The 15,748-nt window shown below is 40.1% G+C and carries 13 protein-coding genes; 4 read left to right on the top strand and 9 right to left on the bottom strand.

The window, feature by feature from the left end; genetic code table 11:
* Positions 1–34: 34 nt before the first annotated feature.
* The 3 genes from ACO1D1_RS12405 to ACO1D1_RS12395 form a co-directional block, all read right to left on the bottom strand.
* Positions 35–856, bottom strand: coding sequence for a LysM peptidoglycan-binding and 3D domain-containing protein (locus ACO1D1_RS12405; protein WP_149870593.1), 822 nt, complete (start codon positions 854–856; stop codon positions 35–37).
* A gap of 218 nt (positions 857–1,074) precedes the next feature.
* Complete coding sequence (gene fdhF / locus ACO1D1_RS12400) at positions 1,075–3,132, bottom strand: formate dehydrogenase subunit alpha (RefSeq protein WP_223820788.1); 2,058 nt, start codon at positions 3,130–3,132, stop codon at positions 1,075–1,077.
* 142 nt (positions 3,133–3,274) lie between these two features.
* A complete protein-coding gene (locus ACO1D1_RS12395) occupies positions 3,275–5,425 on the bottom strand; it encodes a PAS domain S-box protein (RefSeq protein ID WP_149870596.1) in 2,151 nt (716 codons plus the stop codon).
* 245 nt (positions 5,426–5,670) lie between these two features.
* Between ACO1D1_RS12395 and yhfH the strand changes: the two genes are divergently transcribed.
* On the top strand, positions 5,671–5,805 hold the full coding sequence (yhfH, locus tag ACO1D1_RS12390; protein WP_149870597.1) for a protein YhfH: 135 nt from the start codon (positions 5,671–5,673) through the stop codon (positions 5,803–5,805).
* Positions 5,806–5,891: 86 nt separating this feature from the next.
* On the top strand, positions 5,892–6,077 hold the full coding sequence (locus ACO1D1_RS12385) for a hypothetical protein (protein ID WP_149870598.1): 186 nt from the start codon (positions 5,892–5,894) through the stop codon (positions 6,075–6,077).
* A 72-nt stretch (positions 6,078–6,149) separates the two neighbouring features.
* On the opposite strand, the gene ACO1D1_RS12380 is transcribed toward ACO1D1_RS12385, so the two are convergent.
* Positions 6,150–6,302, bottom strand: coding sequence for a cold-shock protein (locus ACO1D1_RS12380; RefSeq protein ID WP_263315362.1), 153 nt, complete (start codon positions 6,300–6,302; stop codon positions 6,150–6,152).
* A 122-nt stretch (positions 6,303–6,424) separates the two neighbouring features.
* On the opposite strand from ACO1D1_RS12380, the gene ACO1D1_RS12375 reads away from it, so the two are divergent.
* Positions 6,425–6,559: a hypothetical protein gene (locus tag ACO1D1_RS12375; protein WP_263315368.1), complete on the top strand. Its 135-nt coding sequence runs from the start codon at positions 6,425–6,427 to the stop codon at positions 6,557–6,559.
* Between the two features lie 34 nt (positions 6,560–6,593).
* Here the strand turns inward: ACO1D1_RS12375 and narI are convergent, their stop codons facing one another.
* From narI to ACO1D1_RS12355, 4 genes are read right to left on the bottom strand one after another with little or no spacing between them, the layout of a single operon-like run.
* The gene (gene narI / locus ACO1D1_RS12370; protein WP_423336089.1) at positions 6,594–7,322 is read right to left on the bottom strand and encodes a respiratory nitrate reductase subunit gamma; all 729 of its coding nucleotides are present in this window, start codon (positions 7,320–7,322) and stop codon (positions 6,594–6,596) included.
* A 13-nt stretch (positions 7,323–7,335) separates the two neighbouring features.
* Positions 7,336–7,866 carry a nitrate reductase molybdenum cofactor assembly chaperone gene (gene narJ, locus ACO1D1_RS12365; RefSeq protein WP_149870601.1) on the bottom strand — a complete coding sequence of 177 codons (531 nt, stop codon included), beginning with the start codon at positions 7,864–7,866 and terminating at the stop codon, positions 7,336–7,338.
* Positions 7,859–9,385: a nitrate reductase subunit beta gene (gene narH, locus ACO1D1_RS12360; RefSeq protein ID WP_149870602.1), complete on the bottom strand. Its 1,527-nt coding sequence runs from the start codon at positions 9,383–9,385 to the stop codon at positions 7,859–7,861. The genes narJ and narH overlap by 8 nt, the downstream gene beginning before the upstream one ends.
* Entirely contained in the window at positions 9,375–13,064 is a 3,690-nt protein-coding gene (locus ACO1D1_RS12355; protein WP_423336088.1) for a nitrate reductase subunit alpha, read from the bottom strand. The genes narH and ACO1D1_RS12355 overlap by 11 nt, the downstream gene beginning before the upstream one ends.
* A gap of 143 nt (positions 13,065–13,207) precedes the next feature.
* On the opposite strand from ACO1D1_RS12355, the gene ACO1D1_RS12350 reads away from it, so the two are divergent.
* Complete coding sequence (locus ACO1D1_RS12350) at positions 13,208–13,627, top strand: hemerythrin domain-containing protein (protein ID WP_423336087.1); 420 nt, start codon at positions 13,208–13,210, stop codon at positions 13,625–13,627.
* Positions 13,628–13,676: 49 nt separating this feature from the next.
* Here ACO1D1_RS12350 and ACO1D1_RS12345 read toward each other — a convergent pair whose 3' ends face one another.
* Positions 13,677–15,602, bottom strand: coding sequence for an endonuclease MutS2 (locus ACO1D1_RS12345; RefSeq protein WP_423336086.1), 1,926 nt, complete (start codon positions 15,600–15,602; stop codon positions 13,677–13,679).
* Positions 15,603–15,748: the final 146 nt, after the last annotated feature.

Below are 15,748 nucleotides of genomic sequence, written 5' to 3'. Positions count from 1 at the left end.
AAGCACACTTCATCCTAGATAAAGTGTGCTTTTCCTACTCATTTAAAATTTTTACTGTTACTTGTTTCCTCCCCCAATTAATCGCATCCTGCTTTGAAGGAATAAATACATCAATTCGATTTCCTTTAATCGCTCCGCCAGTATCCGCAGCGATCGCTTCACCATAGCCCTCAACATAAACTTTACTTCCTAAGGGAATGACAGAAGGATCAACTGCAATAACCTTTGCATCTGGATTTGCACTTAAATCAACCCCGGTGGCTGTTGTACCTGAACACCCTTCACAGGAAGCCGTGTAGGCAGTAGCATTTACGGTAAATTCCTTTGAGTTCTCTGCCTCATTATTTGTTGCTTCGCTTACATTGCCAGCATTATTTGTTGCTGAATTTGCACTTTCGTTTACCATTTTTTCGGGTTCAGAAGTGGCTTCAACTGAAGCTTTTTCGCTAGTATTGTTGCTGCTATTTATCGCATCTCCAGCTGACTCAGCATGGTTATTTAATTCATCATAAATGATAAGAGTTAAACCAGGATGAATAAGGTCTGTATTAAGTTTGTTCCACTCTTTAATTTGATTAACAGTAACCTGATATTTCATTGCTACAAACGATAAAGTATCGTCCTGTTGAACCGTGTATTGTATTTCAGTAGCAATTTGCAGCACATCCCCAGGATGAATCAGGTCTGTAGTAAGATGATTCCATTTTTCAATATTTTCTACCGTTGTATTATGTAACTGTGAAAGATCCCATAGATTGTCCCCTTCCTTCACAGTTAACTCTGCAGCATGTACATTAGCGCCTACAGTTCCTGAGAGTACAGCTACTGCTATAAATGCTTTTATTTTTTTTATCATTTTATTACCTCCCATGTTCTTTCGTGGCTAACTGTACCAATGATAACATGTATTTTTCTGATACAAAGAACAATGCGATGTTAATTCGTTTACAACGATGGCAATTATATTACAATAGCATTTCCCGATAACTGAATATTCAGTATTCACTTTTTTTACTTTCCACAAAAAAAAGAATAGTACAGCATATTTTACTGCACTATTCTTTATTAAAATTTTTATACTTTCGAAATTGCAACAGCACAGGCTTTATATTCAGCAGTACCAGAAATTGGATCATACTCATTTAATGTTAACACATTTGTCGGTGTTTCACTCCAATGGAAACTCATAAAGACAAGACCGGGAACAACCTGCTCTGTCACCTTCGCCTTCACCTCTAACTCCCCTCTCCGGGAGCGAACCTGGACTACTTCACCATCTGTTATTCCAAGAGCGTTTGCATCATCCGGATGGATGTCCACTGTCTCTTCTGTTTGTTTTACCTTGACCCCCAGCGCGTAGTGACGTGTCTGCGTATGGGTATTATAGGATTCATACCGTCTTCCTGTTGTTAACGTAAATGGATATTCCTTGTCGGGTAATTCTAAAGGCTCAGTATAATCTACCGGAACAAATGGTGATTTCTTAACGGCAGGCTGCTGATTATGGAACCGTTCATGCATGATAAATGTTCCCGGATGATTTTCATCAGGGCACGGGTAATGTAAACTATACTCCGTTTCTAGCCGATCGTAAGATATGCCGCCATACATCTCCCAGGCAAGTTTTCTTACTTCATTCCAGATTTCTTCGCTATTATTATAGTGCATCGGATAGCCCATTAATGTAGAAAGCTCGCAAAGAATTTCCCAGTCTTCTTTCGTATTCGAATGGGCATCTACAGCCTTCCGAACCCTTTGAATTCTCCGGTCTGTGTTTGTATACGTCCCTTCCACTTCACCCCATGAACGTGCAGGCAATACCACATCAGCCATTTTAGCTGTTTCGGTCATGAAAATATCTTGGACAATTAATAAATCAAGTTTTTCAAATAATGTTTTTGTATGATTCATGTGAACATCAGCAAGGAGCGGATTTTCACCAATTACATATAGTGCCTTTAACTCGCCCATTTCCAATCGATCGAACGTGCGGGTTTGCGTGTCTCCTGCTTGTGGATTTAGTTCCACCTTCCATTCCTTTTCATAACGAGCCCTGAACTCCTCATTGGCTAAGCTCATTGCTCCAGCTAACTGGTTAGGGAGACAACCCATATCCCCCGCACCTTGAACATTGTTCTGTCCTCGGAGAGGCATAATTCCAGTTCCTTCTTTTCCAATGTTTCCCGTTAACAATGCCAAGTTTGCAATATCAAAAACATTATTTACACCGCAATGGTGCTCGGTAATCCCTAGGGTATAGGCAATCATTGAGCAGTTGGATGTTGCGTACTCCCTAGCAGTATTGACAATATCATCCGCGTTTACGCCTGTAATCGATGCTGCATATTCAGGGGTATATGGCTCAACTTGTTTTGCTAGCCTATCAAAATCGACTGTAAACTGCTCGATAAAATCAGGATTATATAGACGCTCCTTCAGAATAACCCGTATAAAGGCATTAATTAAGGCAATATCAGAACCGACATTAATTTGTAAATGACGGTGGGCTGATTTCACCATATCAATTCTTCTTGGATCGATGACAATAATCTTTAGGCCTGATTTTGCCGCCTTTTTCATTCGATTCGCAATAATGGGATGTGCTTCAGTTGTATTTGATCCCATTAGCAGCAATACTTCTGCCTTATCGAAATCTTCAAGTGTATTGGTAGGGAAACCGCTTCCAAAAACAGTTGCCAGACCGGCAACGCTAGGAGCGTGTCACGTACGGTTACATCCATCAATATTGTTGCTTTGAATTACCGTCCTCATAAATTTTTGTGTAACAAAATTGGATTCATTGGTGCTCCGGGCACATGCAAACATACTAATGGCATTTGGACCCCATGTCGTTTTAATCTTCGATAAGTTGTCCGCAATGAATTGATAGGCCTCTTCCCATGTTGTTTCCACCAGCTGGCCGGCCTTTCTGATTAGCGGTGTTGTTAGTCTATTTTTGGCATGTACATATTCATAGGCAAAAGCACCCTTTACACATGTTTGCCCTTTATTTACCGGTGCTTCCTTATCCCCGCGGATTTTCATAATTTTGTTATCCTTGACTTCTAGGATCAGTCCGCATCCAGTACCGCAATATCCGCAGATTGTTTTTACAAAATTTGCTTCACTCACTATAAACCCTCCCCATAGAAAACAATAATATCTATATAACCATAATAATCTATTTATTCCGTTTGTAGGCTATTTTTTGATAAATTTTCTATTTTTTTAAAATTGCTGCAGCAAAATAAAAAACGAGAGTTTCCTCTCGTTTTTAAGCAATCTTTGCAGGTAATAAAATATTAAAGGTTGTTCCTTTATTCGGTTCGCTTTCAACAAATACTTTTCCGTTATGACTTTCAATAATTTTAAAACTAACCATTAATCCTAAACCATTTCCATTACTCTTCGTCGTGAAGAACGGCTCCCCAAGCTTTTTCAATTTGTCCTTTGGTATTCCAACACCGGTATCCTGAATGGAAATTTGCACATTATTATCATGGATCATCGTATTAACATGTATGTCTCCACCATTTGGCATTGCTTCAATGCCATTTTTAATAAAATTAAGGAAAACCTGCTTTAAGCGATTCTCATCACATTCAATTTGGATGATCTCTTGATTACAATTGAATGATAGGCGGACATTCTTCTTCCTCGCTTCAAACTCAAGCAGCGAGACGACATTTCTTATGACCGGAACAACATTCTTTTCCTCTAATTCAACTGCCTTCGGTTTAGCTAACACCATAAAATCCTCGACAATGGTATTTACCCGTTCAATCTCGTCCAGAATAATATTTAAAAACTCCAAGCGTTCTGGATCTTTTTCATCTAGCTGTAAGAATTCAGTGTATCCCTTCATGGATGTAAGAGGATTGCGAATTTCATGAGCAACTCCTGCAGCCAATTGTCCGACTGCAGCAAGCTTATCCTGGCGATGCAGCACCTCTTCTGTCTTCTTTCGTTCTGTAATATCATTACGAATGGCGAGGTATTGGTAAGGCTTCCCGTATTCATTTAAAAACGGAACAATCGTGGTATCCACCCAATAAAAGGTGCCGTCCTTGGCCCTATTCCTAATTTCCCCTTTCCATACATTTCCTTCTCCTATCGACTTCCAAAGATTTTTAAAGAAATCTTTAGAATGATAACCAGAATTAAGGATACGATGGTCTCTTCCGATAATTTCTTCGCGGCTATATTTTGAAATCTCACAGAATTTTTCGTTTACACTGGTGATAATTCCTTTTGCATCAGTAAAGGCAACAATGGAGGATTGATCTAAAGCAAATTTTATATCTATATTTTCTTTAAGGGTCTCTTCCAGGTGTTCTTCTGCCCTCTTGCGTTTTGTGATATCGGAGCGAATAGCGATATATTGAACAGGTTTCCCTTTTTTATTTAAAAATGGAACAATCGTAGTGTCCACCCAATAATACGATCCATCCTTTGCTTTATTCCGAATCTCCCCTCGCCATTTTTGTCCGGATTGAATCGTTTTCCATAAATCTTGAAAAAATTCTTTTGGATGAAACCCTGAATTTAAAATCCGGTGATTTTTTCCAATTATCTCTTCCTTCTTATATTTGGAAATCTCCTCAAATTTATCATTCACATATATAATGGTCCCCTGGGGATCTGTTATCGCAACAATGGCGGCAGCATCAAGTGCTGACTTAATGTCCTTTAAGTTTGTATCCGCTGCGGCTAATTGTTTACTAATTAAAGTACTCGAAATAATCAGTCCTCCGGTGATTAAAACAGAGACAAATAACACCAAATAAATAAAAAATGGACTATCTGTGTTTGAACCTGCTCCCATATCAGCTGTCACAATGGCAGCTCTTTTTAATAGAAAGTGTCCTTCTGCAATAGCTCCTGATATTATCAGCGCGCTGATTGGTTTTAGCCAAGTCTGATTTCCTTGTGAATAGCTTGAAGAGAAAAGAATCCACAGAGAAAATAAAAACGAACAAAAAATAACGATTCCTGAAAATAACAACAGAACGATATTGTACTTTATATTTACATTCATGGCATATAAACCGATTACTTGAATAGCAATAACTGCAAAAGTTAAAAAGAAACTGCCGATCAGTAAATGATAGAACTGAATGCTTTTTCCGAAAAATGCAAGGAAAGCCATGCCTGTAAAAGAAATCCCGATAAAAATAGATAATATTGTAAGCGGAATATGATAGCCTGCCAGCCGATTGGTATCTGCTGAAATAAGTGCCATAAAATTCATGACCCATATTCCAATCCCCATTGATAATGTCCCGCCAAGAAATAGAAGCCGTTTATTTTGGTTAGATGACCTGATTAAGGTAAACATATCTAAGCTTGTATATGATGCCATGATAGTTAAGCCAAGGGCAATAATAATGAAATAAGGATGAAAAGTTCCAAGCAGTTCATTCATTAACCAGCAGCCCTCCAATTTCTACATAGATTTTCTACTATGATTGTAATGTAAAGTTGTTGAGTATGGAAGCACTATTTATAAATCTAAGATCGCAAAAGCTGATTTCTGTGATAAAAGACTTATTTTTAATAAATTTGCAGATTTTTTTAAAAAAAGTCTACACAATTTTGATTTTTTTGTTTATACTGTACTATAACAAGAGGAAATAAAATAAACTGTATTAATAAAGGGGGAGATTTATTATGTTAATGAGTCCAGTTGAGTTTTTCCGTAACCTGCCAAAAAAGGAATGTCCAGAGTGTGGTCAGCATATGGAGGAACAAGCCGAGAGTTATCTAATGGAATGTGATCGTTGCCTATCTAAAAGAGAAGAATAAAGAAGAAAACTCTCCCAATTGCGGAGAGTTTTTTTTGTATATTCCCGTCTCCCTATGCAAATCCTTTACTCAAGGAGATGATGTACATGGCTAAAAAGGAAGATTATTTGACACCGGCGGCAAAAGAATCACAAATGACGATTGAAAATGGTTCTAACTTTCCAAATAAGAAGAATATATCGGGAAATTCAGTTGATGAGCATAAATATCTTGAAGAAGCCAACACCATTATTAGCGGGGATGAAATCCGCCAGCAAAATGAAAACCTGTAATAGAACAGGTAGCTTATGTATTATCAATAAAAGACTGTCCATTTTAGCGACAGTCTTTAGAAGCAGGTTTTTTTAGATTTTCGGAAGCTCTCTTATTTCCTGTACCATTTCATTGCCGCACATTGGACAGAGTAAGTCGTCAGCGACAAAATCCTTTCTCATCCAGCCAATACAGGCGTCATCCATACAAGAATAAACTTCGGTATCTTCAAGTATGATTTCAATTTCTTCATCTTTTGCCCTTTTACCGTAAAAAATGGGAACCGCCTCCTTTTAATCATAGTATGTCCAATACTTGCCCTTTTCATTTCCAGAAAATCTTAAATCCCCGGGAGTGTGAATAAACAATGATGACCAGTCAAAAACGTTACACAGTGGCCGGAACAGACATCGAGGAAGTAAAACGATTAAACAGCCAGGCCGGTTTAAGCTATAATGAGGTAAAAAAATTACTTGCACAAAAATACAAGCAAAAGAAATAAAGCAAAAACGGAACCGCCTGGTTCCGTTTTTGCTTTATTCTATTTTATTTTTCCGTTCTGCTGACATTGCTATATTTCTTCTGCCAAAGACAGCACGGTAAACGACAAATTTGCGGCTTAGGTATTCCAACGGCAAACTCCATACATGAACAAGCCTCGTAAATGGCCAAATACCAAATAGCAGCAGGGCGGAAACGACATGAATTTGAAAACCGACCGGGATGCCAATCATCAGACCAGGAGTTGGATTGAAGGAAAGGATGCCGCGAAACCATGGACTAATCGTTTCTCGATATTCGAAGGCTACTCCTCTTCCTGTAATCCAAACTGTATTTACGAAGCCAGAAATAATAATAACCGCAAGTAACACCAGAACCAAAATATCACGAAACGTACTGTGAATATAGATTCGTTTAACAGTAAATCGGCGAACCATCAACAACAAAACACCTATTATGGTCGCAACCCCTGCCAGCCCCCCTATCCAAACTGCACCAAAATGATACATGTGATCGGTAATTCCAACAGCATCATAAAAAGCTTTTGGGATAAGGATTCCAGCTACATGGCCAAAAAACACGAAGATAATCCCATAATGGAATAAAATACTTCCCCATTTTAATTGCTTTTTTTCAAGAAATTCACTTGATTTGGCGGACCAGCCGAATTGGTCGACATTATAGCGATAAATATGTCCAACTACAAACATCGTTAACATTATATATGGGAAAGATGCCCAGAAAAAATTTTGAAAAAATGTCATGCTTTGATCCCCCCTAAGAAGCCTTTTGTTTGCTTAGGATGTTGTCTATTGTTTGCACACAAGCCTGCAGAATCATTTGATATGGGCTATCTAGCAATGATAATTCTTTTAACAATTGATCAATTGACTTTCGATGAATCTGGAGCATTTTCTGAGCGGACTCTATGGGAGCAATCGAACAAAACTCAAGAATTAACGGTAAATAATCCGGAAGCTCGTCACTTTCTAATGGAAATCCCGCTTCAAAATACTCATTCTTTAATTTCACAAGTGCTTTTCCGCGATCAGGATTTTCTCCAAAAATTGGATACGTCAAATAAAGCGTAGTTTTATCACTAAAATCAAATGTTTGCGCATATTGCGAACATATCTCTAAATAAGAGGCTGATTGAAGATGGTGAAAAAATTGCCTAAACAGTAATTTCACTAATTGATTTTCAATGGCGGAAATTTCAGATTTTAATCCCTCATCTTCAAACCATGCTTCCTCAGGATGCTGCAGCAGTGTAGAAGACAGCCTGAAAATTTGTTGGTACTCATCCATTTAGCTCACCCCAATAATCGTCTCCAACTTTGTAGTCTCCAGGCATTCCAGGTGTAACGGAACATCCGGAGCACGCCTCCATAAAATCAAATCCACCCGTTCCTTGTCCTAGATACTGATTAGCTGCATCTTCCCGATGAGATTTCGGAATGACATATCGGTCATCATATTTGGCAATAGCAGCAAGCTGATACATTTCATGCATCGTTTTCTCTGTCATCCCTATCGCATCTAGAATTGTTTTTTCAGGCTTTTTCCCTAAATTTAAAGACCTCATATAACTGCGCATCGCCACCATTTTCTTTAACACCTTGCGAATAACTTCTGTATCACCAGCACTTAGCATATTTGCCAAGTATTCGACTGGAATCCTGAGCTGATCGATTTGTGGAAAGATCACATGTGGATTCACTCCATCTAATCCCCCATCAAAGGCACTCATTACCGGGCTGAGCGGTGGAATATACCATACCATCGGCAGTGTTCGGTATTCCGGATGAAGCGGCAGTGCAATCCGTTGTTCCACCGCCAATTTATAGACCGGTGACCTTTGGGCTGCTTCTATCCAATCTTCCTGATATCCAGCTTTTCGTGCCGCCTCGATTACCTCAGGATCATGTGGATCTAAAAATATACCTAAATGGGCTTCGTACAAATCTTTTTCATTTGTAACCGATGCAGCAGCTTCTACTTTGTCTAAATCATAAAAAACAATCCCTAAATAGCGGAGCCTGCCCACACAGGTCTCTGAACAAACCGTAGGCAGCCCTGCTTCAATTCTTGGAAAACAAAAGGTACATTTTTCCGCCTTATGTGTTTTCCAATTAAAATAGACTTTTTTATAGGGACAGCCTGTTGTACAGTAACGCCAGCTGCGGCATGCATCTTGGTCTACCAGAACAATTCCGTCCTCTTCCCTTTTATAAATGGCCCCGGATGGGCAGGAAGCAACACATGTGGGATTGACGCAATGCTCGCAAATTCTTGGTAAATACATCATAAAGGTTTGTTCATACTCGAATTTAACTCTTTCTTCAATCCCATTTATATTAGGGTCGTTTTTCCCTGTTTGATAAACGCCTGCAAGGTCGTCCTCCCAGTTCGGCCCCCATTTGATATCCATATACTCTCCAGTAACCTGTGACTTCGGGCGGGCCACTGGCTGATGTTCTTTTTCCGGACTATTGGTTAAGTGTTCATAATCATAGGTCCATGGTTCATAGTAATCATCTAATTGGGCTAAGTCAGGGTTATGAAAGATATTTAATAGTTTAGAAACTCTGCCTCCGGCCTTTAATTCAAGCTTACCGTTCTTCAATACCCAGCCGCCTTTATATTTCTCTTGATTCTCCCATTCCTTCGGATAACCGACACCGGGTTTCGTTTCAACATTGTTCCACCACATATATTCTGCACCGGGACGATTTGTCCAGGTATTGTTGCACGTAATGCTGCATGTATGGCAGCCGATACATTTATCGAGATTCATTACCATCCCAAATTGCGCCTTAATTCTCAAGCCAGTCCACCTCTTCCCGATCAAGTCTGCTTATGACAACTCTTTCATCCCGCTGGCTGCCGCACGGTCCATAATAGTTAAATCCAAAACTTAGCTGCGCATATCCGCCAATCACATGAGTTGGTTTCATCTGCAGCCTTGTTGGGCTGTTGAATGTACCGCCGCGTTCTTTGGTAATCGTTGAACCAGGAACGTTTATATGACGCTCTTGAACGTGGTACATGAATGCGACTCCCCTTGGAAGTCTGTGAGTAACAACTGCCCTTGCTACTACAACACCGTTGCGATTATACATTTGCAGCCAATCATTATCGGCAATGCCCACTTCTTTGGCATCATCCCGATTCATCCAAACGTGCGGTCCGCCTCTGAATAACGTTAACATCGGTAAAATATCACCATAGGTACTATGGAAGGACCACTTAAAATGCGGCGTTAAATAGCGCAAATTAATTTCCTTCCCCATATTAAGCGGTTTTCGATCCTTTGTTTGAAATGCCGCCTTTCGGAGCGGCGCCTTAAATGCAGGGAATTCCTCACCAAATTCAATCATCGTTTCATGATCTAAATAAAAGTGCTGTCTGCCTGTCAATGTGCGCCATGGGACTAAACGTTCAACATTCGTTGTAAATGGAGAGTATCTCCGTCCGCCCGTTTCAGTCCCGCTAAAGACAGGTGTTGAAATCACTTGACGCGGCTGTGCCGTAATGTCATTAAAGGACATATGTTCTTCCGCTCTTTCTTCTGCCAAATCCTTTAATTTCTGACCCGTTTTCTTTTCCAATGCATCCCATGCTTTCATTGCCAGTGAACCGTTTGTGGCACTAGATAATGAAAGGATTGCTTCCGAGGCATCCCTTGCAGTATATAGACTTGGGCAATCCTTATAAGCTGTTTTAGCTGCAGTTCCAAGGATTTTCTTTAATTTTTCATACTCTTCTTTGGCATCCCAGCTGATTCCCTTTGCACCAATTTGTTCCTTTACAATAGGACCAAGAGAAATAAATTTTTCAAATATTTTGGAATAATCGCGCTCGACTAAGTGCAGGCGCGGGAAATTTCGCCCTGGTACCGGCTCATATTCACCATTCTGCCAGTCTGGGATTTTTCCGAAAGTACAGGACTCGGATATTTCATCGCGGGAATCGTGAAGCATTGGTGTCGCAACGATGTCTTGCACCGGCCCGTTAAAATAACGTACAGCCATTGATGAAAATTTCTTCGCCAGCCCCCTAAATGTATCCCAATCCGATTTCGATTCCCATGGCGGAGCTATCGCAGGATTAAAGGGATGGATAAACGGGTGCATATCGGTACTGCTAATATCATATTTTTCGTACCATGTAGCTGCCGGAAGGATAATATCAGAATACAGACCTGTACCAGCCATTCGAAAATCAATATTAACCATTAAATCAAGCTTTCCCTCAACTGAAGGTTCGTCCCATTCAATGTCTTCCGTCTTTAATTCAGTATTTTGCTCACTTAAATTACTGTGGTGGGTTCCAAGCATATATTTTAGAAAGTACTCATGTCCTTTTGATGAGCTTCCAATCAAATTTCCTCTCCAGACAAACATGACTTTTGGGAATGAGTTTGGGTCCTCCGGATTTTGAATCGCAAACTTTGTTTTCCCTTGTTTCACTTCATCGACAATGGATTGGAAAATCTGCTCCTTCTCTGTCACTTTTGATTGATCAATAAAATCAATTGGATTTTTATCAAATTGTGGATAAGAGGGTGTCCAGCCAAGCCTTGTGCCCAAATAATAATAGTCTCCTGAATGTTTATACCTTGGTTCACTAACAAGTGGTGAAATCTGATCCTCGATTGATTGGTCATCGTATTTCCACTGTTCCGTGACAAAATAAAAGAATGGAGTTGCCGCATGAAGCCTTGGTGGACCTCCCCAATCTCTCGCCATCGCGAGTGTCTGCCAGCCTTCGAGCGGGCGAACCTTTTCCTGGCCCACATAATGAGCCCACCCGCCGCCATTAACACCCTGTGAACCTGTTAAGAGCACTAAGTTTAAAACAGTTCGGTATGTAGCATCCGCATGGTACCATTGGTTGATTCCTGATCCCATCACAATCATTGAACGGCCTTTGGAATCAATAGCATTTTGGGCAAACTCTCTGGCAATTTGTGCTGCGAGCTTCCCATCTACACCTGTCAATGCCTCCTGCCATGCTGGTGTATATGGTTTAGGATCGTCATAGTCTTTTGGAAAGTCCCCTTGGAGCCCTTGTCTTGATACGCCAAATTTTGAAAGCATTAAATCAAAGACAGTCGTTACATAAGTGGTTTCTCCATTTAATTGGATGGCTATCACTGGGACCTCCCTAGTAAAGGTTTCACGCTTTTCCACCTCAAAATGAGGAAATTCCACTCGGACTGCTTTGTCTTCTCTCCCTAGCAGTGTCAGAGATGGCTGCAGATTCGTAAGGTTTTGCTCCGTATCATTTAAATGAAGGTTCCACTGTCCATTATCTTCCCATCTGTGGCCAATTGTGCCATTCGGAAATGCCGGTTTGTTCGAATCTTGATCCCAGACTACCGTTTTCCACTCTCCATTTGTGATGGAGGAATCAAGCTCGCTAGCGCGTAAAAAAGTGCTGGATACATATTGATCCCCGTGGGCTTTTAATTTTACCAGATACGGGAGATCGGTAAATTTTTTCGCATAATCAAAGAAATATTCCGTTTCTTGGTCCACATAAAATTCTTTTAGGATTACGTGAGTCATCGCCATCCCTAGTGCCCCGTCCATACCGGCTTGGACATTTAACCAATTATCAGCAAACTTAACATACTCAGCATAATCCGGACTTACCGCTACAACCTTTGTCCCGCGGTATCTTGCTTCCACCATAAAATGGGCATCAGGTGTCCGTGTCTGAGGGATATTGGAGCCCCATATTAATAGATAGGAAGAATTAAACCAATCAGAGCTTTCCGGAACATCCGTTTGTTCACCCCATACCTGCGGAGATGCAGGCGGTAGGTCTGCATACCAGTCATAAAAGCTTAATAGAGAGCCCCCAAGAAGTGACAAAAACCTTCCGCCGCCTGCATAGCTGACCATGGACATCGCTGGGATTGGTGAAAATCCAAAAATTCGATCGGGACCAAATTCTTGAATAGAATAAATTAGAGCCGCGCAAATTAGCTCATTCACCTCATCCCATGATGAACGGACAAGTCCTCCTTTTCCTCTTGACTGTTTATATCTCTTTGATTTTTCAGGATTAGAGGCTATTTCCTTCCAAGCTGCAACCGGATCATCTGTACTAGCAAGTTCCTCCCGCCACATTTTTAATAGACTGCCGCGCACATATGGATAACGGACCCTTAGCGGACTATAAATATACCAAGAAAAACTCGCTCCCCTTGGGCAGCCCCGCGGCTCATACTCAGGCATATTAGGACCTGTAGAGGGGTAATCCGTTTGCTGTGTTTCCCAAGCGATAATGCCGTCCTTGACATGAACTTTCCAGCTGCATGAACCTGTGCAATTTACTCCATGCGTCGTACGAACAGTTTTATCATGCTGCCATCTCCTGCGATATATTTTTTCGGAATCTCGGTCCATTGGGGACAATACGGCATGTTCAGCCATATCTTTGGATTGCCCGAAAAATTTTAACTTTTTTATTAGCGGGGCTCGTTTGCGCTCCATTCTCTTCACCTTCCCATGACATTTTTATCTAATAAGGTCCCCAGTCAATTACATTGTATACAGACAATTTACCTTACATAGTTTTAAAAAATTTCTGTTTTGGACATGACTTGAATAATACAGTGTGATTAAGGAGAATTTTAATGTCTGGACCATCTTTAAGGAAAAAACATTCCCACCATTCGATTCATGATGGGATTTATACAGAAGCAAGGGATTTAACAAAAGTCCTGAAAGAACTAGCGCAAGGAAACAAACAAGAAAATATCAATGAAATTTGTGATGCACTAATCGAACATTGGGAGACACGGACACTTGCTCATGCCCAATCGGAAGAGGAAGGCTTTTTTGCGGAAAGGCTAAAGGAACAGCCGGACTTGTATGAAACCATCATTAAACTAAAGAGAGATCATCAAATCCTAGAATTAATTGTGAATTATATTAAAGAACATCGGGAGCGTGAGGGAGTAACTGATGTCATCCTTCCATATTTTGAGGCATTGCTCGTGGTGTTTGAACTCCATAATCATGAAGAGGAAAACTCATTATTTAATAAAGAATAGGAAGTTGAAAAAGCAAAGGGGATGATCCTCCTTTGCTTTTTACTATTCTTTATTCCTTGTAATCAATCGTAATCGTTTCATCATGTCTCTTTGAAAGAAGTTTACTCTTTTTTCTATTTTCTTTTGATTGGAAAATAATATCAAAGTCATAATCCTCTGGATAAAGCTCATGAGCTGTTATATAAAGTGTGATTCTTTTATGATTAACCGAAACCTTTTCACCGTGTATTTGGACAATATAATTTCCTTGCTGATCGGGTCCTGTATAGATAATACCAAACTCATTTGCAGGTGATATTTTCACATTGTCACCTTGATGATACGTAGGTACTCTTAGTTCCGTATTTTGCGCTCTCTTTCGATGTTGATATTTATTGATAATGACCTGTTTCTCAAGGTCCCTGATCTTCCATACGTCAGTGATTTCGGTTGTATACTGTTTCTCTTCCTTGTATGTGATATGATGTGCTCTTTCGATGATTTTCGGATGAATCCCAAGCTTCAAGGCGATAGCAAAAGCTTGACTCTCTCCCCCGCTGCCAATAGTTAAACGGTATGTCGGACTCAGAGTTGTTAAGTCAAATTCCATTGAACCATTGATAAATCCTGGATGTGCTTCGGCAAAGTCCTTGATCTCACTATAATGTGTCGTAGCCAAGATGACTGCCCCTTTTTCATATAAGGTTTCTAATATAGCCGTCGCCAGTCCCATTCCTTCTCCTGGATCCGTTCCCGATCCAAGTTCGTCCAATAAAGTTAATGTTCGATGGTTCGTTTCTTTTAATATATCAATGATATTGACAATTCTTGAGCTAAAAGTGCTTAAATTTTCGGTTATACTTTGCCCATCTCCAATATCCACTAAAATACGCTCAAAAATACTCAAACAGCTTTCTTCAGATGCAGGAATATGAAGACCGCATTGAACCATTAAAATGAGGAGACCAACGGTTTTTATGGTAACTGTTTTTCCCCCGGTATTTGGCCCAGTAATCACTAACGCACGGTGACCTTCTTCCATTTTGAATGTGAGCGGTATCGCCTTTTCGCCTAAAAGGGGATGCCGCGCCTGGATTAATTCTAATTCCCCTGATTCATTTAGCCTAACCTTGGAGCCGTTAATGGACCTGCTATATTTAGCTTTTGCAAATAAAAAATCATAATGAACCATGGTTTCAATTGCTAAGCTAATTTGCTGCTCCTTATCTTCAACCAGTCCTGTTAGATAGCCCAAAACCTTTTGCACTTCGGCCTCCTCATCCGCGAGCAGCCATGTAACTTGATCTTGGTATTGAGCAATTTCTTCTGGCTCGATAAAAAAAGTTGAACCTGAAGCTGATGTATCTAACACCGTTCCCTTTATTTTATTCCGATATTCCTTCTTTATAGGAATGACATATCTGCCATTCCTCTGACTGACGACCTGCTCTTGTAAATAGGCTTTATATTTATTTGACCGAATCAACTGTAATGTTTTATCTTTTAACCGCTCCTCTTGGATCCCAATTTGTTTCCTAATTTTTAATAACTCCTTACTGGCATAATCATCTACACGGCTATTCCGAATACAACGTATTATTTCAGCTGCAAGCTCAGGCAATTCATCAATCGCATCAACATAAGAGGATACACGTGGAGCGAAATATGTTTTATCCTTCATATACCTCCGCATTTTTCCGCAGCAATCGAGAAAGTCAGAAAGCTTTGCCAGCTGATCAGCCCTTAGTACCACGCCCTTATTCATGTTATTTAGCAGAGATTCCATCCCATCTAAACCATGTACAGGGACACTTGCGCTTTTTTTCAATATTGTTGCTGCCTCGGTAACCTCATCAAGCCAGGCTTCAATTTGTTTTTTATTCGTTGATGGCGTAAGACTCTCGATCTTTTCTTTTCCTTCTTTCGTTAATGTAAAAGTCGCGATTATATCTTTAATTTTCTGAAATTCCAAAGTGGTAAAAGTATGTTGATTCACGTTTTTTGCCTCCTAAAATAAAAATAGCCGCAATGAACAATGTCATTGCGGCCAAAAGTAACGAGCGGGATCTCCGCTCATTTTCATACCAAAATTAACCCAAAATAAAAACTGTCTACACGAGTGTACACAGCTACATTGGATAA

It is taken from the genome of Neobacillus sp. 19 (assembly GCF_049463095.1).
Lineage (GTDB): Bacteria > Bacillota > Bacilli > Bacillales > Cytobacillaceae > Neobacillus.
Note: the sequence above shows the minus strand (reverse complement) of the source record. Positions and strands in the feature narration are given on the sequence as shown.